Consider the following 24,883-nt stretch of genomic DNA (forward strand, 5'->3'; position numbering starts at 1 on the left):
TGGCGTTAGAAAGGCCTCCGGCCATGCTGGCAGGTCGTTATCTGGCTCACAATGCGTTTCAAAAGAATTGTGTCCGACATATCGGACAATATTCTCAGATGTCCGACGGTACTCACCACCACCGCTGGCCACTTACCCGATCTAGTCTGTAGTCGGGCCATGGAAGTTCGGTAGGCGGAACGAAGTCGGCTGGCAACAACGCCGGCATCGGATCAGCGACAGCACGCGACTCGAACTCGCTCGTCGCCTCGGCGAGGACGTCAGGCTTGGCGAGCAGGTCGAGAAAGGTTCCCGAAACTGTCTTTCCAGCGGTGAGGATCGTCGGTGCGATCGTTTCGCGCATTCCACCCAGCGCATTCATCACCCATGCGGGATACGGGCCGGCACCGGGCGCCGGGGCCAGGGCCGGGCGCGAGACGTAGAACCGCACGAGGGGTGCATAGTGGCTCATCTCCACGTAGTCGTCGCTTGTCCAGTTTCGCTGCCATGCCGGCATCTGCTCGCGCAGCAGCCGTTCGGCTTCCTGCGGTTCGATGAGGTGTTCTGTTTCTGCGAGGAACGGCGTCTCGTTCACCTCGATACCTAGCTCCTGCTGCACCTCTTGGGCGAGCGCCACCGCCTCGGAACCGTAGGTCGGCGGCCCCACCTCGGCGAGGTTGTCGTAGAGCGCCTGCGCGAGGACGCGGTTTGTCCGTCCTGGTCGACTTCTGGCCACCCAGCGGTCTTCAACGTCGCAGTGGCCCATCATCGCTGCTGCCTGAGCATTGCGATCTAGGATGGCCAGGATGTGCTCGGCCATTTCGAGGTCTGGTGTGCGCCAGGAGAACTGAATTCGTGCGACTCTCTGGGGCAAATTATCTGCTGTTGCTTGACCGTCAGTGAGGATCGCGTCGGAGAAGCTCCAGCCGCCAGCCGCCGGCAGCATTGCGTCAAGCATCGACCTCGAAGAGGTCAGCATCTGCATCAGCGACAGATTCGCGCCCGGTGCACGAGCCGCCGAATGCGATGCGGGTATGGGCGAATGTGCGTCAGAGCTCGACAGCTGCCAGGTTTCTGGAGCATCGCAGACGAATGAATAGACCTTGCTGTAATAGGCCCCGCACTGGGTGTCCCAGCGGGCTGTATTGCACAGTGGCAGCATGTAGAAGGGATGGAAAGACACGATTGCGTCTGCATCGTCGTAATACCCGCGCAGTCCGTGGACGACCTTCGATCCATGCATCTTCTCCGCCGGTTCTCCCGTGTAGAGAAGTGTCCCGGTGATCCCGTGGGTGGTCATCGCGTGTTTGGTCGCAAGGAGCCCGGCTAAAGTAGAGATACCCAGCACCGAATGCGGATCCGTGTGCCCGGGCGCAAAGCGCGAGAGCCCCTCGCGCGGCTCCTCCCGAGTGGTTGCAGCCTGCGAGTTGCCGGGGACTGCGTCGTATTCGGCGTAAGTGAGCAGCGTAGGTCCTGAACCGTTGGACCAGCGCGCGCTGAAGGCCGTAGGCATGCCGCCCGAACCGTCTTCGACCTCGAAGCCTTCCTCCCGCAGCCGTTGCACGTACCAGGCTTGAGAGTCGTACTCCCGCCAGGCCGGTTCCGCCAGCTCCCAGATATGGGTATGCCAATCGAGAAGTTGCTCGAGATTCTCGTCGATCCATTCCTGGGCCGTTGCCTTCGCGTTCATGCACTCGCATCTTCCTGTGCTGATCCCGAAATATCACTCGTGCACAGCCTGGGCACCCCGTCGACCCAGGTCTCGAGTACAGGAATGGCAGCGATCTCTTCAACCGGCACGGTCAGGGGATCAGCTCCGAGGACAGTGAAATCCGCCCGCTTACCGACGCTCAGGGATCCGAATTCGTTCTCTCGGCCTAGGGTGATCGCGCCTTCCAGAGTGTGTGCCCGCAGTGCCTCCTCGGCTGAGATCCGCAGTTCGTCTGGTCCCAGCTTGTGTCCGCGTCTGGTTACCCGGGTCACTGCGGTCTGGATCGCTTCGAGTGGGCGGGGCTCGGCGACCGGAGCGTCCGAGGACAGGGTAATGGGCACACCGGCGTCACGAAACTCTCCGAGCGGATTGAATCGTTCCCCGGGTGTGCCGATTGCCTGCTCGACTCCTTCTCCCCAGTTGTAATAGTGCTGGGTCTGGTTGACCGGTCTGATTCCCAATTCGGCCATGCGTTTCACTTCGACAGGATCAGGGAGTCCACAGTGTTCGATTCGGTGGCGAGCATCGGGGTCGGGGCGCAATTGCAGTGCAGCCTCGATGGCGTCGACGACCATTTTGATGGCAATCGGCGACTGCGCGTGGGTTGCAGTCTGCAGGCCCGCGGCATGTGCCCGATGCACAAGTCCGGTGTACTCCTCCGGCGAGTGATAGAGCTGTCCGGTCCGGCACGGGTCACCGACATACCCGTCCGGGAAGTAAGCGGTCCACCCCCCTAAGGTGCCATCAGCGTAGAGCTTGATACCAGCGGCGGAGAGGAAGGCATTGCCGAAAGGACCTGTGAGGCCGAGATCGAGTACGGCGTCAAGTAGGTGGGAGAGGAAGTACATCGACACCCGCATCTGAAGCCCGCCCCGTTCAGCCATAGCAAGGTAGGCGGCAAACTCCCGCTTCGAAACCTGCGCATCCCCGATCGTGGTCACGCCGCCTGTGAGGAACTCGCGTTGAACGATGTCGAGTTGCTTCTGATGTTCGGCTGCTTCGTCGCCGAGGTGGAAGTTCGGCCCGTGACGTCCGATCTTGACCCCGCCCAGCCCGGTGAGGACATTGCATGCCGCGTCCGAGAGCTCTCCCGTCAGATCACCGTCAGGGTTACGGAAGAACTCGCCGCCCTCAGGGTTTGGAGTGTCACGGGTGACGCCGAATTTCTCGAAGGTGAACGTGTTGACGACTCCCCCATGGCCAGAAGCGTTCATGATGTACACCTCGCGGTCGCGAGCGACTTCGTCGAGTTCGTGTCGAGTCGGGTGCCGACGTTCGATGAGGTTGCGCTGTTCGTAGCCGTATCCACGGACGGGCACATCGGCGGGAAGCTTCGCTGATTCCCGGCGCAAAACCTCGACGATCTCGGGGATCGACGTTGCCGCATTCGGGGAGACATCAATCCAGGTGTGCAGCTGACCGTACATGAGCGGATGGGCATGTGGGTCAACGAACCCTGGGACGATTGTGGCGTCGGGAAGATCGACACGGACAGGATCAAGGCCACGTTTGGTGGCGGCCGCCTCGGCGTCGGTCACCGTTCCCACTTCGAGAATCTTCCCTCCGGCGATGAGCATCGCAGAGGCGCCGCGAGCGGTGTCGTCAACAGTGTGAATCACGTTCGCAGTGATCAGCGTGGCGGCGGAATCGCAGTCGTCAAAGGTGACCAATTGTCGCACGGGCGTCTCCTGGGATAGTGGTGTCGAGTAGGTCAGGTGTTGGCAGTTTCAGGTTCGTCGCTGTGCTGCGGTGCCAGTGCGGTGGCGATCCAGGCAACCGCGGAGAGGAAGCCGAAGAGACCGATGACGGACCAGATGGAACCGGTCGCTGCCATGAGGGAGGTCGCAACAATGGGTGAGAGCCCGCCCCACACCGCCGCGCCGACTCCGTAGGCCAAGGACATGGAGGTGTAACGAGCCTGGGGGCGATACATCTGTGTCAGGAGGGCGGACAGTGGCGCCCAGGTCGCGCTCATCGTCACTCGTATCGCACAGACGAAGATGTAGATCAGGGTCACTGTGTGATTCTCGATGGCGAGGATGAGCGGGATGGAACAGAGGAACGACAGACCGACGCCGAGGTACATGAGGCGTTTTCCTCCCCACTTGTCACCGAGCAAGGCCAGGGGAAGCGTCACGAGAGCTTCGAGAAAGGAAGCGAGCGTCATTGCCCCGAGGATGATGGAGGCGGCGAGCCCGATCTCTTCACTGGTGGCATAGCTCTGAACGTAGGAAGTGGCGAGGTAGTAGCCGCCCGAAGCGATGGCGACCATGCCGAATCCCAGAAGCACGGGATACCAGTTGAAGCGCAGAGTGTGGATGATCGGTGTCGTCTCGCTGGCGCCGCTTTGTTTGAAAACGGGGGTCTCTTCGATGCGCAGCCGAACCCAGATGCCCACAGCAATGAGGACGATGCTGATGAGGAACGGCACGCGCCATCCCCAGCTGAAGAGAACATCGTCACCCATGAGGGAGAGCACCCAGAAAGCGCCAGAGGAGAGAAGCGCGCCGAGGGGGTTGCCCAGTTGGGTGAAACCGCCGTAAAAGGTCTTGAACTTCGGTGGAGCGCTCTCGACGGCCATCAGGCTCGCGCCGCCCCACTCGCCACCGACTGCCAATCCTTGGATGATGCGGAGGATGATAAGGAGCACCGCTGCGGTCATGCCCCACGTGTCGTAGCCGGGCAGACAGCCGACGAGGACGGTCGCCACACCCATCATCAGCAAGGTAATGGTCAATGCCGGCTTGCGGCCGAGCCGGTCGCCGATGTGCCCGAAGATGATGCCGCCCAGAGGTCGGACGAAGAACGCCACCGCGTAGGTGCCAAACGATGCGAGGGTGCCCAGAGTTCGGTCGACCTCCGGGAAGAAGATTTGAGGGAAGACAATGGCGGCGGCTGTGGCGTAGACATAGAAGTCGTACCACTCAATAGTCGTACCGACGGCTGCAGCAAATCCGGATTTGAGCGCGCGACGATGCGTGCGCTCGGGGACGCTTGGTGCGGTTGAGGTCATGGTGAGCTCCTTTGCTCGGATCGCCACGATGACATAGCTGTGCGGCGAGTGGTGTGGCCTTGGAGTGATGGTAGGTCTGTTCGGGCACAGTGTCACCGGCAATGGTTAACCAGGGATGGGCCTGCGCCCGCTGATTTGCGAGATCCGGAGGCAGAGAGCGCGATAATGGAGAGCAACTACTCACCTCCACTGCACGATTGGAGCAATCATGGGGCATACGGAGGATTCTCAACTCGATGCTGCGATCATCCGTGCGCTTCAACGGGATGGACGCACGAGCGTGCTTGACCTCGGTCGTGCCCATGGAGTCTCACGACATGTCATCTCCGAACGACTGCGCGTACTCACAGAACGCGAAGGATTGCGCGTGGTCGCAGCGCTCGACCCCGGAGTTGCCGGCCATCATGTGCTGACACATTCCATGGTCCGCGTCGATGGCCCAGTATCCCCGGTCGCCGAGGCGGTGGGACGATTAGCGAATGCTGTGTTCGTGTCCATAGCAAGCGGAGAACGCCCGTTGGTATTCGAGTCTCGACACGGTTCGAGCCGGGAGCTTTTAGACACACTCGATGCGGTCAGAACGATCTCCGGCGTCCGTGAGATTCGAGTGACGACCTACGTCGAAGTACTGCGCGGCTTCTTCGTTCCCCAAAGACGCGAAGACATCGCGTTGGATGAACTCGACTTCGAACTCATCGCTGCGCTGCAAGTCGATGGCCGGATAAGCTATCGCACTCTCGCCGAGGTTGTTCACCGCTCACCGTCAGCTGTGCGGTCCAGGGTTCAACGGCTCACTTCTGCTGGAGTCATCCGTATCGCTGCGATCAAATCCGGTGGGCTCTCTACCAGCCGCTTTGCCACAGGGCTGGGCATCACCCTGGCAGGCAGCTTTGAGCCAGTGCGGCAATTCATTCTGGAATCCGACTCGATCGAGTTCGCCGCACGATCTCATGGCGCCCATGATTTCATTGCCACCGCGGTCGGCTCGTCTTCCACCGAGGTTCTTGCAACAGTCGAGGCTCTACGAGCGCTCGACGATGTTGCCGCCGTCGAGACCTGGGCACATTTCGATCTCGTCAAGGAGGACTATGCCCGAGCGATGGGGCGGTGAACGTAGAATCTTGTACAAATCTTCAAGCCAGGCCTCATGCAATTGCCGGCACTGCGACTGCGCACCAATCAATCCATACCCAACGGCTAGTTGGACGGAAGTCTGCCTATAGTGTGGGGTCATGGGCAAAACTCTGCGCGTAGTAGCGGCAATTTTCCATAGTGAGGGACGTGTCTTGGCATGCCGCCGCAATCCAGAGAAGGTAGCAGGCGGTAAGTGGGAGTTTCCAGGCGGCAAGGTCGAGAACGGAGAAGCTCCCGAAGAGGCATTGCTTCGCGAGTTGGCAGAAGAACTCAATGTCGGGACCGCCGCTGTCGGGAGCCTCGTTTCCCGAGCCACGACCACCACCGGTGAAGCCGCTATTGATCTTGCTTGCTATTGGGTGAAAGCCGAGTCAGTTCCTCAGTCAAGCACGGACCATGACGAGCTTCGCTGGACCGCAATAAGCGAACTCAGTGAACTTGATTGGGCTGCACCTGACTTACCCGCAGTGCGTGAACTGCAACAATCAACTGTCCTCTCGGGAAGGCAAGAAGAGTGCTAACTGTGGTTGAACCAGCCGGTCTACGCGAAGCAGCAATCTCATGGCTACAAATGAGGACGGACGATGGCCGCGATCCCCTTACTCGAGACGAGATCCAAGATTTCGAGTTTGGTGGTGAGCAATTCAAACTGCAATCAACACAACAAGGGATTCGGAAGCCCGCGGGGTTTTCAGCGGCCCTTTCAATTCAAACCGTATTCCGAAGGCCGGGCCAAGAACGCCCTTATGAGGACCTCATCGGAGACGATGGTCTATTGAGATACATGTGGCGAGGCGATGATCCGACGTTTCCTGAAAATGTTGGCCTTCGGAACGCAATGGAACAAAAGCTTCCCCTCATTTGGTTCTGGGGCGTTGCAATGCAACCAGCTCGATTTCAGGTGATCGCTCCTGTGTATGTTGTCGGTGAAGAGCCACACGAGCAACGATTTCTTCTCACTGCACCCGAACCGGCCGCCGACATCTCTGAGATAGATTTCTCGACTCACGAGTATGTGGCAAAAAGGTACCTCACGCAAATGGCCAAAGTCAGGGTCCACCAACCTGTCTTTAGAGCAATGGTTCTGACTGCATACGAAAATCAGTGCGCAGTCTGCAATCTGGCCCACCCGTCGTTACTCGACGCTGCTCATATAGTCGCAGATAGAGAGGAAATAGGAATCGCTTCAGTCGTGAATGGGCTAGCCATGTGCAAGATCCATCATGCGGCATTTGACAGGCACTTCCTTGGAGTCCGGCCGGACTATACCGTTGAAATACGCCATGATCTTCTCGAAGAGGTCGACGGACCAATGCTCCGTCACGGCCTTCAAGAACTTCACGGACAAAAGCTGATGACGATTCCAAGAGCTCGTCAAGATCGGCCGCAAACTGACCTACTCAAACTGAAATACGATGAGTTTCGTACTGCCACGAAGCAAGATGTATTCTGACCTCGAAATAGCGAACAGTGTCGGCTCCGCGACAATATCTTCACCCAGCGTTGGTATCGAAACAACAAGCGAGACTGGCAAGCCGCCAAGCAGAGGCAGCATCCGGGATTCCAGCATTTGTTCCGAGAACAGTAGGCTCTCCAATCATCAGCGCGGATCGGAACTCACTGACTCCTTGAACGTCTAACCACCCACACCGTAGAGTCGACTTTTCAGTACACCACGTGCCTTCCGAGTCGCCAGCGCCGCTGCCGTGACGCCTTTTCCCTCGGACGTGGTGCCCTGCATGAAGGCATCCTTCTTGGGATCGCATGCGGATGGCAATTGCAAATCGAGAACAGGGCCGAGCCCGGATCGCATCACTTGGGAGAAGACTGCTGAGAACAAGCGCGAACCGCCATCAGCGCGGCGACCATGTCAGTCGCTCTTCTGAGCACACGCTACGTCAGAGGCCTCCAAACTCTGCATAGATCCCATCGCCTTGAAGCGCGATTCGTCACCTAGCAAGCCTTGACTTAGTGTTTCGCTGAGCGATACACTCATGCCGCACATAGGTCCATCTTGACTTTTATGGGACAAAGGAGTCTGGTTTGCCAACATCGATTCAGTCACACCACGAAGTCAGTCGAGATAGCTTGACTCGGATCAGTTACACCGCCAGGGGCCCGCGACACGGAGGCGCAATCGTCTTCGTCCATGGATGGGGTTGCTGTCGACATGATTTCGACGATCTAATTCACTACCTCCCCGACAATCATCGAGTCCTTGCAATCGATCTTGCCGAGCACGGAGACTCCCGCTCCACGCGAACATCGTGGTCGATGGACGAGTTCGGTCGCGATATTGTCTCCGTACTGGAAGCGGAAGGCATCCGAGACAGCGTCATCGTCGGACACTCACTGGGCGGAGCTGCCGCAGTCGAAGCGGCAGCCCTTTCGCCGGATTCTGTCTCACGCGTGGTCGCTCTCGATGCACTGCACTACATGTTCCTTTTTCCGCCACTTTCTAACCAGCAGGAAGAGACGGCACTAGCACCATTTCGTAATGACTTCTCTTCAGCAGTACGAGGCATGGTTGAGGCAGGCTCTCCTGCGGGCACAGAAGAGGAACTGATCGAGGCCTACGTCGAGCAGATGTCGTCAGTGAGACAACCTGCGGGCTTGAAGTCGATGGAAGGACTTGTCCACTGGGACATGAACAGTGCACTCGCTCGAGCCAACCAACCAATCACTGTTTTTGCAGTTCACAGCCTCCTGTCGCCTCAAGCAGTCGAAAAGTACGGCGATAGGATCACGTTCGTCCCCATCGAGCTGGGTTCGCACCATTTCGCACGGGAGGCGCCTGAAGAAACGGCGCAGGTCCTCATGTCCGAAATCACCGGACGAGACAACACCTGACGATTCCGCCAGCGGCCACTACAACTTAGCCGCCCGAAACACGTCGTCTACTCATCTTTGTGCCAACAGTTCGCCGATCTCCGCAGCAGTCTTCACCACCAACTGGGCAAGCTCCTCCTCTTTCGAATGGTCGTAGCGCATCTCCGGAACTGACAGCGCAATACCTGCTATAGGCACACCGTCGACGCTGACAATCGGGGCACCGATCGTCGCGACATGGGGTCGATACCACGATGACATATTCAGCGAGTAGCCCCGGCTACTCGTCGCCTCTATTTCTTTCCGCAGTTCGTCGGGGCTAGGAACCGGCCCTCCGCCTACACTGTCGACCCGATGGTCGATCACAGCATCGACATCTCGCATAGATAAGCGAGAAAGAATGGCGACGCCCGCCGATGTCGCCTGCAAGGGGATGCGCGTACCGATTTCGAGATAGACCCGCACCGTATGCGTGCTGTCGATTCGAGCGATCATCACGCAATCATCACCGTCTCGCAGAGCCAGAAAGACGGTCTCCCTTGTCTGCGCCGCAAGACGCCGAATTGCCGGTGTGGCGATCTCATTTAGATCTTGCTCCCCGGCGCCACGTAAACCCAGAACAAGAGCCTTCGCGGTTACTCCCCAGCGAACCCGCTCTGGATCAACAATTCTCAGCCAACCTGCCTTTTGCAGTGTCACGAGGCATCTTTGAACCGAACTCTTCGGAATTCCCGTTTCGCGTGCCAACGCCGAAACACCTATCGGCTGCCGTGTAGCCACCTCTTCATAGATCCGGAGAGTGGTGAGCACGCTATTCATGGAACGCACACTGCTTTCTGACAGATCAGCTGCTTCTTGATGAGCTTTCGGAGTTTGCATACCGGCGATTCTATCAGCGACAACGGCTATTGTGCCGCAATGCGGCACAGGCGGACTAGACGAGGAATATGGTCTGGGCTACAGTGTGGAACGACCGTACCGTATATGGAAACGAGCGCACATGGAAGTGACAGTTGTCGGAGACGTCGTCGTCTCCGGGTTCCCACGTAAAACCCCATCCGAAGATTCCAGCCCAGGGAGCTCAGCCTTCGACCTCCTTCACGGCAACAGTCTCACGATCGGCAATCTGGAGGCACCGCTAACAGACGGCGTCGAACAAGCTCACAAACTCGTGACGATGAGGACACCGACTTCGGGAGCGCAGGAGCTCGCTGACTTCGGATTCGACGCAGTGTCGTTGGCGACGAACCATGCCCTCGACTACGGCAACGAGGGTATGCGCGATACCGCCCGCGCGCTCGACCAGTCCGGTGTTGCACACGCGGGCTTCGGAGAAAACCTCGCCGGAGCAAACCGACCGAAGACCTTAAACGTTGCAAAAGAGTCGGTGGCATTCTTTAGCTTTTGTGCGGCTCTGCCACTTGGATTCAACGCTACCGAACGCAGTGCAGGCATCGCATCGATTCGTATCCGTCAGCACTTCGAATATGACAGCGGCTTCCTCGATGAGACACCGGGAACCCCTCCCTACGTCCATTCGGTCGCGCATGAGCCGGATGTCCAAACAGCAGAACGCCTCATCGCTGAGGCAAAGGAATCACACGATCGAGTGATTGTCGCAATGCACTGGGGTGTGCCGTTCTGCTACCTCCCAGAAGCTCAAGGGCCCCTTGCCGAATATCAGCGGCCCTTGGCCCATCGAATGGTCGATGCAGGAGCTGACCTCATCATCGGCCACCATCCTCATTGCCTCCACCCAGCCGAGTTCTACGGATCCGGACTTGTTCTCTACTCGACAGGGAATTTCGTCTTCGATTGGTGCGATGGCTGGAGGCCCGATTCGATGGTTCCCAAGGAGGACGCCCATCTCGCCGCACCCTACAAAGCCGTTCTGATGAGCGGCCCGTGGTATGAAAGCGCTGTCTTTCGCGTCGAATTCAACGCTTCCGGTGGACCGCGATTGCGACTCGTCCCGATCGAACTCGACAGCGACAGCCAGCCAGTGCATCCACACCCGAACGTCGCCGAGCGCATCATCACAAATTTTGTGGAGAACTCCCGCAAATTGGATCCGTCGATCTCCATCGACTCCGACGGATGGATCCACGCTGACGCTCAGTCAACCCCGCAATCACGAAGGCGCTGAAGACCAGGCGACGCCACTGCGAACACGCCGGCGACTCCCGTCCACCACAACGTGCACCGACAACACTCTGTTTTCTTATTCACTACTGACCGCTGCACCACTTCCTTCCACTGAAAGTCTCAATCATGAATGCTCTCTCACCTGAAGTACCCGCCTACGAGTCCTTTCCTTATCTCACGCCGGGGATAGACTTCCCTGCTATTGACCTAGAACCGCACGCCAAGAGACGAAGTGACTACTCTTCGGGCCTTTCCCCTGAGAAATCGGAACGGGTCGATCGGCTCATGAACGACAACCCTCTGATCAGCTTCCACGATCACCCTCAGCGGCTTCCTGCGGACTTCGCCGATACGCCAGCATTTCTACTCTCCCCACACGAACAGACGGCATTCGCGGAGTTGCGGGCGTCCCGCTTGACTGCGGTATTCGATAATTGGTTCGGCGTGATCGGCAGTACACGGCGATCAGGATGGAAATGGGATGACTTAATCAGGACCCTTGGCCTCCGGCTAGCTGACCTTTCGCGTCAGGAAGGTGCAGTCGTCGCCCACAATGTGCACGACATACTCGATGCCCATCGCGAGCAGATTCTGGCCTTCGTCTTCGGGACTGAATCGTCCTCCATGATTGAGAACGACATCGACCGAATCGATGTCCTTTACGGATTCGGCATCCGCCAGATGGGGCTCGTCTATTCAGAAACGAATACTCTCGGCAGCGGTCAAAAGGAAGATGACGACGGCGGGCTGACAGAATTCGGCAGTCGAGCTGTTCGCCGAATGAACGACCTCGGCATACTCATCGATGTATCTCATGCAGGTGACCGAACCTCGTATGACGCAATCCGTGCTTCGAAAGCACCTGTCGGAATCACTCATGCGGGCGCACGTTCCGTTTGGCCCACAGCCCGAATGAAGCCCGACGACGTGCTGTCGGCTTGCGCCGAACGCGGAGGCGTCCTCGGTATCGAATCGGCCCCGCATACGACACTGTCCTACGACCACCGAAAGCAGTCACTCGAATCGATGATGGACCACTTCGTTTATGCCGTCGACCTCATGGGGATCGAGCATGTGGCATTCGGGCCGGATACCTTCTACGGCGATCATGTGCGCTTCCAAGACTCAATTCGAGAAATCATCGGTTCATCTCGAGTCTTCGACCCCGGCAACCTTCAATATGAGAACGTACCCCATGTCAACGGTGCCGAGAATCCGACCGAGACCTTCAGAAATATTGCGGGCTGGCTCGTTTGTCACGACTACAGCGACAGCGAGATTCAGGCCGTTCTTGGCGGCAATATCCTGCGTCTCCTCAAGGAAGTATGGCGATGAACGGAGTCAAGAACAAAGTCGCCGAGGCTTTCGAGCGCAATCTCCCGATCGCTCTGAAAGTCTCGCATACGATCAACAACAACCCCGAGCTCGCGTTCGAAGAGCATTCCACGTCCAAACTGCTCATCGAAACGCTTCAGGACCATGGCTTCACGATCGATCACGGAGTCTGCGATCTGCCTACTGCGTTCACAGCAACTTTCGGAAGCGGTCCGCTCGTTATCGGCATCTGTGCAGAAATGGATGCTCTGCCTGGCATCGGACACGGGTGCGGTCACAACGTCATTGCGGCATCTGCCATCGGCTGCGCTCTCGCGCTCGCTCCATTCGCCGACGAACTGGGGATCACGCTCCGAATCTTGGGCACGCCTGCGGAAGAGTCCGGTACCGGAAAGGAGCTTATGGTCAATCGTGGAGCGTTTGACGACATCCACGCCGCCCTCATGATCCACCCTTCGCTCAAGGACGTTGCCGCGCCATACTTCCGAGCGTCGCGATCGTGGAAAATCACCTTCACTGGCCGCGGTGGACACGCCTCTCGTCCTTGGAGCGCACTCAACGCCTCCGACGCGACAGTCATCGCGCTGACATCGATCGGGCTACTGCGCCAGCAACTGAAGGATGGAATCCTCGTCCATCACGTGGTCAAGGAATCTGGTGGAGCGGTCAATGTAATTCCCGACCAGTCGGTGGTCGAGTGCATGATCCGCTGCAATACGATCGACGAGGTCGACGAAGTGTGGCCAAGAGTGAACGCCTGCTTCGACGCGGGTGCTCTCGCCTCAGGAACGTCAGTCCGCGTCGAGGCCCTTCCCTCCATCTACCGCGAATTCGACCACAACGACGACCTTGTTGCAATCTTCAAACGCAACGCAATTTCGGTCGGCCGCACGTTCCCCGACTATGCGGACGCACTGTTCGGTTCGACGGACATGGGCAACGTGTCGCAGGTGGTACCAGCGATCCATCCCATGCTCTCGTTCGACCTGCCAGCGGAACAAGGAAATCACACTGCGGCGTTCGCGGCAGCGGCTGGCGGCCCAGAGGGCGATCGATTCGTTCAAGAGGGAGGAGCCGCGATGGCTCTGACCGTTGTGGACATTGCTTCTTCCCATGTCACCAGGGACCGGCTCATGGCCAATCGGCCGAAATCCCGACCCGTCTAAAATACGAAATTCTCACGATAAGATAAGAGAGCATCATGACTCACACCACGACCGGCAACGACGCCGGAACAAAACTCAGCACCAACGGCCGAAAAGCCATCGTCGCCGGAAGCATTGGAAACGCTGTCGAATTCCTCGACTGGGCGGTCTACACAACCTTTTCATCGATTTTTGCCCACCACTTCTTTCCTCCAGGAAACGAGGCAGCGGCACTGCTTTCAACTCTTGCAATCTTTGCTGTCGGTTTCGTTGTTCGTCCGATCGGCGCCGCAGTCATGGGTGCGTACGCAGATAGGTTCGGGCGAAAAAAGGGCCTCGTTCTGACCATTGGGCTAATGGCAGCGGCAACCTTCGTCATAGGAGTAGCTCCTGATTACGCGACTGTAGGAATAGCTGCACCGGTGATCCTAGTGACGGCTCGAATCATCCAAGGATTCGCTGCGGGAGGTGAGTTCGGATCTGCCTCGGCGTTCCTCGTCGAATCAGCGGCCCCGCAGCGGCGCGCATTCGGTGGATCGTGGCAACAAGTGTCCGTGGGAATTGGCCTGCTCACCGCTGCCGCGATGGGTGCGATTCTGACCAATACACTCTCCACCGAGGCCCTGGACTCATGGGGTTGGCGTCTGGCCTTCATCGTTTGCGCTGCTCTGGGCCTCGTAGGGCTGTGGCTTCGGCGCTCAGTCGAAGAAACCACTGCCTTCACGCAGTATGCGAAACTAGAGCAACCGGGAAAGAGGGGAAACGCTGTTCTGGACATGCTCCGCGAATATCCCGGTGCGAGCCTCAGAGTATTCGGGCTGAACATCGGCGGGGTCATCCTCTACAACATGTGGGCTACTTTTATGCCGACCTTTGTTGCGATATCCACCGATATCCCGCTGAGTCAGGCGCTTGTAGCCAATGTAATAGGAATCATCGTCTTCATCGCGCTACTTCCCTTCGCAGGTCTCCTATCTGATCTCGTAGGACGAAAGCCAACTCTTTCTCTCTTCGCGGGAGGCTTTCTCGTCTTCGCCTGGCCAGCCTTCACGTTGCTCCAAGGCGGCTTCGTGATGCTGCTGGTCGTTCAGATCACCGGGCTCATCCTGCTCCTCGGATATTCCAGCAACGTGGCTGCGGTGATGGCCGAACAGTTTCCGGCAGAAGTGCGAGCAACTGGGATCGGATTGCCTTATGCACTTTCTGTTGCGCTGTTTGGTGGAACTGTGCCATACATCGTCACTTGGTTGAACGACAACAGTTTGAACGATTGGATATGGATTTACTGCTCGGCGGGAGCCTTGGTCTCCCTGGTGGTGTTTCTGACGATGCCAGAGACAAGGGGAAAGACACTCAAGTGAAGTGGTCGCCGCCGAACTTTTTCGCTGCCCGGCGTAATACAGGAGATCCAATGCTGGCGCAAGATAACCATACTTAAAGTTGGCCCCTGCTTCTTGAAGAAGAGAAGCAGGGGCCAACGCCAGCTCGAAGACTGTCAGCTGATGGGTCCGTCGTCTTTCAGGCACGTAATTTCGGCAGTGCTGAAACCGAGTTCTGACTCGAGTACTTCCTCCGTATCCCCACCCAACTGTGGAGCAGGAACAGCATCAGCCGCAGGCGACCCCGAGAACGACAACGGCACCCGCGGCGCAATAACAGTCCCAACCCCCGGCTGCTCGATCTCCCCGAACAGCGGGTTCTCCAACGAGCACCACGGATCGTTGTTCACGAGTTCCTCAAAGGTCTGGAACCCCCCCTGCAGGACGCCTGCCTCGCTCAACGCTTCTGCCGCCTCAGCGGCAGTGTGCGCGGCGAACCACGGACGCACCACTGCATCGATCGCCTCGCGCGCCTCGAAGCGACCGCCCTCAGTCGAAAGATCGACGTCGAGCAGCGGCCCGATCATCTCGAGCTTCTCGCTCAAGCCAGTCGCCTTCCCAAGTCCGCGCCAGTGCTTGTTCGAGATGACGGCAACCATGATCTCGCGTTCATCCGAGGTCTTGAACGACTGCCCATACGCACCATAGAGGCCATTGCCCAGCGGTCCACGAGTCTTGCCGGTCGACTGCACCTCGGCGATGTAGCCGAGGTTGCCCACGGTTGCGAGCATCGCATCGGACAAAGCGAGGTTAATCTCCTGCCCCTTGCCCGAAGTCCGGCGATCGAGCTCAGCGGCAGTAATGCCATTGGCAATGTACAGGCCGGCGATGACGTCCCACGCCGGGATGGCATTGTTGACGGGACGCTCGTCATCGCCGGTGATGATTGGGAACCCGCTGGCCGCATTGATCGTGTAGTCCACGGCCGGCTTCCCATCATGGGACCCGTTGAGCCGCAGCATGACCAGATCTTCACGGTGCTGGACGAGGTTATCGTAGCTCAACCACCCACGGGCGGGCAGATTCGTCACCAGGGTGCCCGCCTCGGCGATGAGGTCGGTGGCGATCTTCTGTCCTTCTTCGGACTTGAGATCGAGGGTGACCGAACGTTTGCCTTTGTTCAGACTCGCCCAGTAGATGCTCGTGCCGTCATCGCTGATCGGCCACCGGTTGGCGTCGATGTTGCCGCCGATCGGGTCGATGCGGATGACGTCGGCACCCAACTGTGCCAGGGTCATCGCACCCAAAGGTGCTGCGACGAAGGCAGAGATCTCGACGACTTTCAGTCCGGTCAGTGGTGCCGGTCGTGTCTCAGACATGAGAGCTCCTCAGCTTTCCGTGGTCGTCACTGTTGCCGCGATCGCGGTCTGACCATCGGGTCCGATGGCTTCGAGTTCATGAGTATTTGCTCCGGTGCTGCGACCGACGAGGTGGATCTGCTCGTTCGCGAACAGGGGTGACTTCGCGCGGAAGTCGTACGTGGCGACGGTCGCCTCGGGGTGGTTCCTCGTGAATGCGTCGAGCAGAAGCGTGGCGGTCAGCGGGCCGTGGGTGACGAGTCCCGGATACCCTTCGACGCCCGTGACATACGGGTGGTCGTAGTGGATGCGGTGGGAGTTGAATGTCAGAGCTGAGTAGCGAAAGAGGGTGACCTCGTTGGGTCGCACCGAGCGCACCCAGTCCCACCCTTCGGGTGCCGGGGAGTCTTCCCGGGCAGGTGCTGCGGAGGATCCTTCGGGCGCCGAGGTGGCTTCCCGGTAGACGATCGTGTGCCGATCCGTCGTCGCGAGGTTTCCATCGGCGGAGACCTCGTGGCGCAGCACGACGAAGCAGAGGGAACCGCTGCCGCCGGTCTTCTCCGTAATCGATTCGATGGTCGTCGTCCGCGACAGCTTCTGCCCGGCGAGAATCGGTGAATGGAACTGCAGCTTACTGCCGGCCCACATGCGCCGAGGCAGTCCGACCGGCGGCATGAATCCGCCGAGCTTCACGTGACCGTCTGTTCCCAGCTCGCTCATCGGAACGTCGTCTTCGGCGAAGTGCAACCAGTGTCCCACCGGGAACAGTTTCTGTGGGCCCGAGCCTCCGGAAACGTCCTGTTCAAGCAGTGTGGCCAGTCGGGCCGCGCTGGTCGGAGAGGCAATGTCTTCTTCGGTGCTGGATCGGCCGACCCAGTCCTGCAGGTTGATCTCAGTCATGTCAACGTCCTAACAGTTCATCGGAGATGATGCGCATCTGAATCTCAGACGAGCCCTCGAAGATCTTCGTCAACCGGGCATCACGCCAATGACGCTCCACGGCAAAGTCCTTCGTGTACCCGGCACCACCATGGATCTGCACAGCCTCCGAAGTGACCTTCTCCGCCATCTCCGCAGCCAGATACTTCACCATCGCAGCCTCCTTGTCACAGCGTGCACCAGAATCGATCTGCGTACACACGTGATACATGAGTGCCCGGGATGCCTCGATCTGGGCGGCCATGTCAGCGACCTTGAACCGCAGATGCTGGAAATCAGCCAAGGGATGGCCGAACTGGACCCGCTGCTTGAGATACGCGATCGAGTCCTCCAGTGCCGCCTGCGCCAAACCAATCGAGCGAGCCGCCGTGTGAGCACGCCCCACTTCAAGACCCGACACCGCTTGATAGAAGCCACGATCTTCCTCACCCAACAAAGCCTCTGCCGGCAGGTGGAAGTCATCGAAGGCCAGATCCCAGGTCTTCCATCCGAAGTACCCGATCTTCTTCACCGCAGTCCCCGACATCCCTTCAGGGAACTCACCCCGATTCTTCTCGACCAAGAATGCCGAGATCCCGCGGTGGCGCTTGTTATCGTCTGTCGAGGTGCGAGCGAAGAGAATCACATAGTCAGCCTGATCGGCGAACGTGCACCACATCTTCGTGCCATTGATGACCCAGCCACCGTCCTCGGCACGAGTGGCCTTGCAGCGAATGTTCGCGACATCCGATCCGGCTTCTGCCTCGGACAGGGCGAAGGCACCCAAGTACTCACCTGTGGCGACCTTCGGCAGCAGCCGGGCTTCCTGTTCGGGTGAGAAGCCACCGCCCATCCCGTTGCCCCGAGCCAATAGTCCACCCACGCTCATCCAGGCTCTGGAGAGTTCTTCGGCGACGAGGCAGTACTCGAAGACACCCAACCCCAGGCCCCCGTATTCTTCGGGGATGAGGATACCGAAGAACCCCATATCGGCCATCTGCTTGATGAACCAGTCAGGGAACTGTCCCTCGATCGGGTCAAGCTCATTGGCCAGCGGCAGGACGACGTCGTGGGCGAACTCGCGGGCGAGCGCCTGGATCTCGAGGCGCTCCTCGGTCATGAAGTGCGGGGTGTTCGGGCGTGGCCTGGGCTTGTGCGTCATGGTGAGTCTCCCTCTCAGGCCTTGTTGCGGCCGATGAGCTGCTTGGCGATGACGTTCAGCTGGATTTCGTTGGTGCCTTCACCGACAATCATCAGCGGTGCATCACGGTAGTAGCGTTCGACGTCGTATTCGGTGGAATATCCGTAACCGCCATGGACACGGATGGCGTCAAGGGCCACCTCGGCGGCCATCTCTGAGGCGTAGTACTTGGCCATGCCGGCCTCCATGTCCACGCGCTCACCCGAGTCATAGGTGCGAGCCGCGTGGAGGACGAGCTGCCGGGCGGCCTCGAGCTTCGTCGCCATCTTCGCCAGCTGATTGCCCACCGCCTGGTGACGCCAAATCGGCTTGCCCATGGATTCGCGCTCCTGCGCGTATTTCACCGCGTCATTGAGCGCAGCCTGGGCCACGCCGAGCGAGCGAGAGGCCACCTGGATGCGGCCGATCTCCAGGCCCTTCATCATCTGCTTGAATCCGACTCCCTCTGCCCCGCCGAGCAGCTGGGACTGCGGCTGACGCAGGTTCTCGAACACGAGTTCGCAGGTCTCGACACCCTTGTAACCGAGCTTCGAGAGGTTCTTCGACACCGTGAAACCTTCGCCCTTCTCGACGAGGAGAATCGAAATGCCCTTATACCTGGGCTCGGCACTCGGGTCGGTCTTGCACAGCAGTGCGATGAGATCGGACTTGCGGGCATTGGTGATCCAGGTCTTCGACCCATTGATGACGTAGTCCTCGCCGTCCTTGGCCGCCGAGGTGCGCATAGCCTGCAGGTCGGAGCCACCGCCGGGTTCGGTCAGGGCCATGGTCGCGCGCAGCTCACCGGTGGCCATGCGCGGCAGGTACTTGTCCTTCTGCTCGGTCGTGCCGTATTCGGCGATGAGCTTGGCCACGACGGTGTGCCCGCCCATGGCACCGGCTAAGGACATCCACCCGCGGGCCAGTTCCTGCGTGATGAGCGCATACGCCTCGGTCGAGACCTTGCCGTCGCCCCAGGGCTCGTCGATCGCGAGTCCGTAGATGCCCATGTCCTTCATGGTCTGAATCCACTTCTCCGGATATTCGTCGGCGTGCTCGACCCGGTTGACGTGGGGTTTGACGTCGTGGTCGATGAACTCGGCGACCGTATCGATCATCATCTGCTCTTCGCTGCTGACTGCCATCTCGAATTCCTTTTCCTCTGCTGCTGAAGTTGTGATTATCTGCCTCGCCGAGGTGGCCCGACGTGACCGTGTTCGTGGTGGTCCGTGGCCGGTTCAGTCCAGCCGGGCGCCGTCCTTGGCTGTTCTCGTCCGCCCGAATCCGATCGTCGTATCCGGTCCAGTGCTGTCGAAGAAGTCGTTGCCCTTATCGTCGGTGATGATGAAGGCTGGGAAGTCCTCAACTGTGATCCGCCAGACTGCTTCCATACCGAGGTCTTCCATGTCGAGGACCTCGACTTCGGTGATGCAGTCCTGGGCCAGACGTGCCGCGGGCCCGCCGATGGAGCCGAGGTAGAACCCGCCGAACTCCGCACAGGAGTCTTTGACCTGCGCCGAGCGGTTGCCCTTGGCGAGCATGATCATCGACCCGCCGGCTTCCTGGAACTGGCGCACATAGGTGTCCATCCGTGAAGCGGTGGTCGGTCCAAACGATCCCGAGGGCATTCCTTCGGGAGTCTTGGCCGGTCCCGCGTAGTAGATGGGGTGGTCCTTGAAGTAGTCGGGTAATTCGCCACCCTCGTTGAGTCGCTGACGTAGGTTCGCGTGGACGATGTCGCGGGCCACGATCACTGTGCCGGACAGTGAGAGCCTGTCCCCTACGGCCAGTCGGCTCAGCTGTGACTGGAGTTCTGGCATGGGACGGTCAAGGTCTACCTCGGTGACATTGCCGGATTCGATCTCCTCGACCCGGCCCATCGAGGGCAGGAACCTGGCGGGGTCGTGCTCAAGCTCTTCGATGAAGACACCCTCGGCGTTGATGCGGGCGATGATCTGCCGGTCGGCCGAGCAGCTCACGGCGATCGCGATCGGCAGGGAGCCGTTGTGGCGAGGCAGTCGGACCACGCGCACATCGTGGCAGAAGTATTTGCCGCCGAACTGGGCGCCGAAGCCGAGTTTCTGGGTCAGTTGGAACACGGTGTCTTCGAAGTCCGTGTCGCGGAATCCGTGGCCCAGTCTCGCGTCCCCGGCCGTCGGCAGGTCATCGAGGTAGTGGGCGCTGGCTAGTTTCGCGGTCTTGAGTGTGAACTCCGCCGAGGGGCCGCCGATGACCACAGCCAGGTGGTAGGGCGGGCAGGCTGCTGTGCCGAGGGTCGAGATCTTCTCTGCCAGGAAGTCGAGCATCGATGACTCGTTGAGCACGGCCTTCGTCTCCTGGTAGAGGAAGGATTTGTTCGCACTTCCCCCGCCTTTGGCCATGAACAGCAGCTCGTAGTCATCGTCCGGGCTGAGGCCCACTTCGATCTGTGCGGGCAGGTTGGTGCCCGTGTTCTTCTCTTCGAAGAGGCTGACCGGAGCCAACTGTGAGTAGCGAAGGTTGAGTTCCTCGTACGCCTTGTGGATGCCGGCCGAGAGGTGCCTCGCATCGTCGCCGTCGGTGAGCACATTGGGGCCGCGTTTGGCGGAGATGATCGCGGTACCGGTGTCCTGGCACATCGGCAGGATCTCTCCGGCTGAGACTGAAGCGTTCTGCAGCAGGTCGAGGGCGACGAAGACGTCGTTGGCGCTAGCCTCCGGATCGTCGATGATGGCGCGCAGGCTGGCCAGGTGGTCGGTGCGCAGGTAGTGCGAGACCTCTTTGAAGGCCACCTCGGCGAGGTTGGCCAACGTCGACGGCGCGACCTGCAGGAAGGATCTGGTCTGGTCGGCCACCTCGGCGTGGATCTGCTTCACACCGTCGATGTCGAGGCGGCGCATGGCCGGCCCCGCACCGCTGGTGGGCAGCAGAGACGTATACGCGAAGGCCGGTGTTGAGTCAGGTTGTTCGGCCATGGTGATCAGACTGCTCCTTCGCGATGGAGTTCGGCAACCTTCTCAGGACTGATTCCCAGATCGCCGAGGATGGTGTCTGTATGGTCTCCGACATCGGGAATCGGATCCATCCGAGGTTCAACCCCGGACATGCCGACCGGAGGCAGCAGCATCGGGATCGGCCCGACCGGGGAACCGACGTCCTGCCAGCGATCGCGTTCGACCAGCTGGGGGTGATCGGCGATCTCGGTCATGTCCCGCTGCCGCGAATGTGCGACCTTGGCGGTTTCGAGGAGCTCGTCGCATTGCCCGCCGGTGAAGTCGGCGAAGACTGCTTCGATGATGGTTTGCAGCTCATCGCGGTGGGCGTAGCGGTGGGCTGCCCGGTCAAAGCGTTCGTCGGTGACCATGTCCTCTCGACCAAGGACCTGGGTGGCGAAGCTCTTCCATTCGCGTTCGTTCTGGATCGCCAGCATGATCTGGGTGCCGTCGCCGCAGGTGAAGGCGCCATAGGGGGCGATGGCAGCGTGCGAGGTTCCGGCCCGAGTGGGGCGGGTGCCGCTGCCGTGGGTGAAGTAGAGGGGGTAGCCCATCCATTCGACGAGGGAGTCGAATAGGCTGATCTGCAAGGTGGCGCCCTCACCGGTGCGCTCACGGTTGAACAGCGCGGTGAGGATGCCGGAATATGTGTACATGCCGGCGGAGATGTCCGCCGTTGAGATTCCCGTCTTCGCGGGATGATCCTCGGTCCCCGTTACGGAGACCAAACCTGCCTCGGCCTGCACAAGTGCATCGTATGCCTTGGCATCCTTGTACGGTCCGTCTGGTCCGTATCCGGAGATCGAGGCGTAGATGAGTCGATCGTTCATGCCGCGCAGCTCTTCGGCGCCGAAGCCCAGTCGCTCGGCGGCACCGGGGGCGAAGTTCTGGATGAACACGTCGGCCTCGGCGACGAGGTCTTTGAGGATCTTCTTACCCTCCGGGTGTTTGAGGTCGAGGCTCAGGCTCTCCTTGTTGCGGTTGAGCCACACGAAGTGGCTCGCCATTCCGTTGACCGTGGTGTCGTAGCCGCGAGCGAAGTCCCCGGTTCCGGGTCGTTCGATCTTGATCACACGAGCACCGAGATCGGCGAGTTGCCGAGACGCGAAGGGCGCGGCCACAGCCTGCTCGCAACTGATGACGGTGACTCCGGATAAGGGAAGTTCAGCGTGCAAGGGGCCTCCACAGCGAGTTTTCACGAGTTGACGTTCAAATAATACATCTTCTGACTGAGAATGCATTATTAACGATAGAATCTATTGATCGGGATAGACTCATCAAGTCAGACGTGACGATCGTAAGCACGTGTAGTGAGAGCGACGAGCAGAACGAAGGAAAACGGCAGATGGATCAACAGTCGGCTTCAACGAAGCGTGACATGATCGTCCTCGGCCTGCGCAGGAAGATCCTCGGCCGCGAACTTGAACGCGGCGAACGCCTGCGCCAGGACCAAGTGGCCGAATGGTTCAGCGCCTCGATCACCCCGGTCCGTGAAGCCCTGCGGATCCTCGAGTCCGAAGGCCTTGTGTCCTCCGAGGCTCACCGCGGTGTCCGTGTCGCCGGCGTCGACATCGACCGGCTCAAGTCTCTGTTCATCACCCGCAAACTCACCGAGACCTTCGCTATCGCTCGCGCGACGACAAGGATTTCCCGTCATGAGCTGCGCCAGGCAGAGAAGCTCCTCGAGGCACTGGACTCCGCCAGCGAAGAGGGCGATGCCATGGGCCGCAATACCCGCAACGAGGAGTTCCACTTCTTCTTCTACGACCGATGCGGATTGCCTGCCCTGCGAGATGACATCGCGACCAGGTGGCGGGCCTTCCCCTGGGATCTCACCCTCGACAGCTCGGACCGGCTCAACCAGGTCCACAGCGAGCACCAGGCCATCGTCGATGCCGTGAAACGAATCGATCCCGACGCAGCGGCGACCCACCTCGGCGATCACATCACCAACGGGTTCCTCCGTCTGGCCGAGTCAACCACGGGCGAACCGATCGCCGACCCCTTCGATTTCGACGCGGACTGAGCACAGATCCGGTGAGGAGAGCCAAGTCTGCTGTGAACCGAGACAGATCAGGTCCCTCCCGCTTTGAGCTCCTTCATGGTCCTGCGTGCGTCTCCGCATCTCCCGAAGCCAGTTGCGGATCTATCCGCAACAGGAGCTGGGCGGCGAAACGCGCATCCGGATCCTCGAGATCCAAATCGGCGATCTCTGCCAGGCGCCGCAGTCGATATCGCAGAGTATTCGCATGGACGTGGAGAAGATCGGCTGCTTTGCTGACATCGCCCATGCAGGCCAACCAGGTGTCGAGAGTCAGCACAAAGTCGGTGTGATTGCTCAAGTCGTAGTCATGCAGTCTGTGCACTGGTCCGGTCAATTGATCATGACGCAGTGACACCTGGTCGCGCAGGTCCAGCAACAGCGAATCGACATAGACTCGTGAAAGCACAGCCACCGAAACACTGCGATCTCCACGATCAAGGCAGACGCGCAGAGCTCGACGCGCGCCCTCTCTCGCGCTGAGCAGGTCCCGCGAGTCCGTGACGATCGGTCCGATCCCGCCGCAGACCCTGACACGAGTTCCCACCCGGGCAACTAGGTCGTTGACCAACCTCTGCGTCTGAGCCTCCCCGGCGTCTACGTCGTTGACCGGAAGTATCCCGAAGATTGTGCCGCCCAGGCGCGCCGCACTTGCCTGCGGGCGCACCGCGGCTAGGTAGACGTTGATGGCGTCGGCGATTCTCTGAGTCTCGATGGCTTCGTCCAATTGCGAACTCTCGTCCGGGTCGACTCCGAGCGCGAAGACCGCGATCGGAGACGATTCGACGCCCAGCTTTCGGATCGCGTACTCGGCACCGTCCCCGCCCTCGAGCGCGGTGGCGAGGAGGTCGGCCCTCAGCCGGCGATCCAGTCCGTCACCTGCTCGAAGCCTGAGCATGTGCAAGGCTGCGATCTTGGCCATGTCCTTCAGTATCTGCGCCCGCTCCTCGTCGATCTCGTCGGGCAGGGCTGCCCAAACTGAGCCGAGAATCTCTCCCCCGGCACGGACTGCGATCGCCACACGGTTCTTGATCTCGACCCCGTCGACATCGAGTCTGATTGATACCGGATCAGTCGAGGAATATAACCTGGTGAAGAACCCGGCAGACTGCAGCCTGCGCGTGTATTCGACGGGTACCTGCCGGTCGAGGATCGTTTCGATACGTGGGCCATCCGCGGCGTCCTGACCCGAGGAGAAGGCGAGAACCCGGGAATTGCGATCCTCGATCGTAATCGGGGCACCCAGCAGCGAGCCGATCGCATTCGCTACTGCGAAGAGGTCTCCGCCGGGGAGCCCATCAATAGTTTCAGTGTCATCGACCCCGCGCGGATCGACGAGCAAAGAATTGATGAGATTGCTTAGCTGCGTCCACGAAGCTCCGGACACCAGGGTGAACACGCAGATCCCGTGTCCATAAGCGGCCCGGGAGAGGGGCTCCAACACTTCCCCCGGTCCTCGCACGATGAGTACACGCGCGCCCGCTGCCGCCATGCTTCCCAGACATCGCCGGATATCGGCGGAATCAGCAAGACCGATGCCCAAGACGATCGACCCGGCGGGAATGATCTGATCATCGTGGGGGTCGAAGGCAACCACGCCGGTCACCGCTTGATGAGGCTCAGCGATTGTGGTGAGCGGATTGAGCAGAGTGGAACCGAGGTCATCGAGGATTCGTTCGAGGGTCAGTTGTGAGGACAGCCGCGGCAGAGGGGAACGCAGAGATGAGGATCCGGGCGACGTTTGGGTGAGACGCACATGTGTGGGGAGATCAGGCACCATCGATTCATCCTAGCGGCAGACGCC

General features: G+C 59.7%; 20 protein-coding genes. 9 read left to right on the top strand and 11 right to left on the bottom strand.

The features are described from left to right. Nucleotides 1–112 precede the first annotated feature (112 nt). The 3 genes from JTF07_RS12415 to JTF07_RS12425 are packed head-to-tail and all read right to left on the bottom strand — an operon-like array spanning nt 113 to nt 4,703. Entirely contained in the window at nt 113–1,669 is a 1,557-nt protein-coding gene (locus tag JTF07_RS12415; RefSeq protein WP_204234565.1) for a zinc-binding metallopeptidase family protein, read from the bottom strand. Beyond that, entirely contained in the window at nt 1,666–3,369 is a 1,704-nt protein-coding gene (locus JTF07_RS12420) for an amidohydrolase (RefSeq protein ID WP_204234566.1), read from the bottom strand. Before JTF07_RS12420 ends, JTF07_RS12415 begins: the two co-directional genes overlap by 4 nt. Nucleotides 3,370–3,401: 32 nt before the next feature. Beyond that, complete coding sequence (locus JTF07_RS12425) at nt 3,402–4,703, bottom strand: MFS transporter (RefSeq protein ID WP_204234567.1); 1,302 nt, start codon at nt 4,701–4,703, stop codon at nt 3,402–3,404. A gap of 208 nt (nt 4,704–4,911) precedes the next feature. Here JTF07_RS12425 and JTF07_RS12430 point away from each other — a divergent pair, with 208 nt between their 5' ends. The 4 genes from JTF07_RS12430 (at nt 4,912) to JTF07_RS12445 (ending at nt 8,687) form a co-directional block, all read left to right on the top strand. Further along, nucleotides 4,912–5,814 carry an Lrp/AsnC family transcriptional regulator gene (locus JTF07_RS12430; protein WP_204234568.1) on the top strand — a complete coding sequence of 301 codons (903 nt, stop codon included), beginning with the start codon at nt 4,912–4,914 and terminating at the stop codon, nt 5,812–5,814. Between the two features lie 121 nt (nt 5,815–5,935). Next, nucleotides 5,936–6,358: a (deoxy)nucleoside triphosphate pyrophosphohydrolase gene (locus JTF07_RS12435; RefSeq protein WP_204234569.1), complete on the top strand. Its 423-nt coding sequence runs from the start codon at nt 5,936–5,938 to the stop codon at nt 6,356–6,358. 2 nt (nt 6,359–6,360) lie between these two features. Next, nucleotides 6,361–7,290, top strand: coding sequence for an HNH endonuclease (locus tag JTF07_RS12440; protein ID WP_353843955.1), 930 nt, complete (start codon nt 6,361–6,363; stop codon nt 7,288–7,290). Between the two features lie 635 nt (nt 7,291–7,925). Beyond that, nucleotides 7,926–8,687, top strand: coding sequence for an alpha/beta fold hydrolase (locus JTF07_RS12445; RefSeq protein ID WP_204234570.1), 762 nt, complete (start codon nt 7,926–7,928; stop codon nt 8,685–8,687). Nucleotides 8,688–8,738: 51 nt separating this feature from the next. On the opposite strand, the gene JTF07_RS12450 is transcribed toward JTF07_RS12445, so the two are convergent. Continuing rightward, nucleotides 8,739–9,545 (bottom strand): IclR family transcriptional regulator, encoded by an 807-nt coding sequence (locus tag JTF07_RS12450; RefSeq protein WP_204234571.1) that lies wholly within the window; start codon nt 9,543–9,545, stop codon nt 8,739–8,741. A 121-nt stretch (nt 9,546–9,666) separates the two neighbouring features. Between JTF07_RS12450 and JTF07_RS12455 the strand changes: the two genes are divergently transcribed. From JTF07_RS12455 to JTF07_RS12470, 4 genes are all read left to right on the top strand, one after another. Continuing rightward, a complete protein-coding gene (locus JTF07_RS12455; RefSeq protein ID WP_204234572.1) occupies nt 9,667–10,812 on the top strand; it encodes a CapA family protein in 1,146 nt (381 codons plus the stop codon). A 125-nt stretch (nt 10,813–10,937) separates the two neighbouring features. After that, a complete protein-coding gene (locus JTF07_RS12460) occupies nt 10,938–12,146 on the top strand; it encodes a dipeptidase (RefSeq protein ID WP_204234573.1) in 1,209 nt (402 codons plus the stop codon). Next, on the top strand, nt 12,143–13,312 hold the full coding sequence (locus JTF07_RS12465; RefSeq protein ID WP_204234574.1) for a M20 family metallopeptidase: 1,170 nt from the start codon (nt 12,143–12,145) through the stop codon (nt 13,310–13,312). Before JTF07_RS12460 ends, JTF07_RS12465 begins: the two co-directional genes overlap by 4 nt. Nucleotides 13,313–13,347: 35 nt before the next feature. Next, entirely contained in the window at nt 13,348–14,652 is a 1,305-nt protein-coding gene (locus JTF07_RS12470; RefSeq protein ID WP_204234575.1) for an MFS transporter, read from the top strand. Nucleotides 14,653–14,786: 134 nt separating this feature from the next. Here JTF07_RS12470 and JTF07_RS12475 read toward each other — a convergent pair whose 3' ends face one another. The 6 genes from JTF07_RS12475 to JTF07_RS12500 all read right to left on the bottom strand — a co-directional run bounded on the left by JTF07_RS12475 (nt 14,787) and on the right by JTF07_RS12500 (nt 22,213). Continuing rightward, on the bottom strand, nt 14,787–15,989 hold the full coding sequence (locus JTF07_RS12475; RefSeq protein WP_252199769.1) for a CoA transferase: 1,203 nt from the start codon (nt 15,987–15,989) through the stop codon (nt 14,787–14,789). Between the two features lie 9 nt (nt 15,990–15,998). After that, nucleotides 15,999–16,868: an HTD2 family dehydratase gene (locus JTF07_RS12480; RefSeq protein WP_204234576.1), complete on the bottom strand. Its 870-nt coding sequence runs from the start codon at nt 16,866–16,868 to the stop codon at nt 15,999–16,001. Nucleotide 16,869: 1 nt separating this feature from the next. Beyond that, nucleotides 16,870–18,048: an acyl-CoA dehydrogenase family protein gene (locus JTF07_RS12485; protein ID WP_252199770.1), complete on the bottom strand. Its 1,179-nt coding sequence runs from the start codon at nt 18,046–18,048 to the stop codon at nt 16,870–16,872. Between the two features lie 14 nt (nt 18,049–18,062). After that, entirely contained in the window at nt 18,063–19,211 is a 1,149-nt protein-coding gene (locus tag JTF07_RS12490; protein WP_204234577.1) for an acyl-CoA dehydrogenase family protein, read from the bottom strand. A 93-nt stretch (nt 19,212–19,304) separates the two neighbouring features. Further along, nucleotides 19,305–21,020 carry a FumA C-terminus/TtdB family hydratase beta subunit gene (locus JTF07_RS12495; RefSeq protein ID WP_204234578.1) on the bottom strand — a complete coding sequence of 572 codons (1,716 nt, stop codon included), beginning with the start codon at nt 21,018–21,020 and terminating at the stop codon, nt 19,305–19,307. A gap of 5 nt (nt 21,021–21,025) precedes the next feature. Further along, nucleotides 21,026–22,213 (bottom strand): CaiB/BaiF CoA transferase family protein, encoded by a 1,188-nt coding sequence (locus JTF07_RS12500; protein ID WP_204234579.1) that lies wholly within the window; start codon nt 22,211–22,213, stop codon nt 21,026–21,028. Between the two features lie 170 nt (nt 22,214–22,383). Between JTF07_RS12500 and JTF07_RS12505 the strand changes: the two genes are divergently transcribed. Then, nucleotides 22,384–23,064: a GntR family transcriptional regulator gene (locus tag JTF07_RS12505; RefSeq protein ID WP_204234580.1), complete on the top strand. Its 681-nt coding sequence runs from the start codon at nt 22,384–22,386 to the stop codon at nt 23,062–23,064. 73 nt (nt 23,065–23,137) lie between these two features. On the opposite strand, the gene JTF07_RS12510 is transcribed toward JTF07_RS12505, so the two are convergent. Next, the gene (locus tag JTF07_RS12510) at nt 23,138–24,859 is read right to left on the bottom strand and encodes a PucR family transcriptional regulator (RefSeq protein WP_204234581.1); all 1,722 of its coding nucleotides are present in this window, start codon (nt 24,857–24,859) and stop codon (nt 23,138–23,140) included. Nucleotides 24,860–24,883 lie beyond the last annotated feature (24 nt).

Origin of the sequence: Brevibacterium sp. RIT 803 (genome assembly GCF_016892625.1) — a bacterium.
Lineage (GTDB): Bacteria > Actinomycetota > Actinomycetes > Actinomycetales > Brevibacteriaceae > Brevibacterium.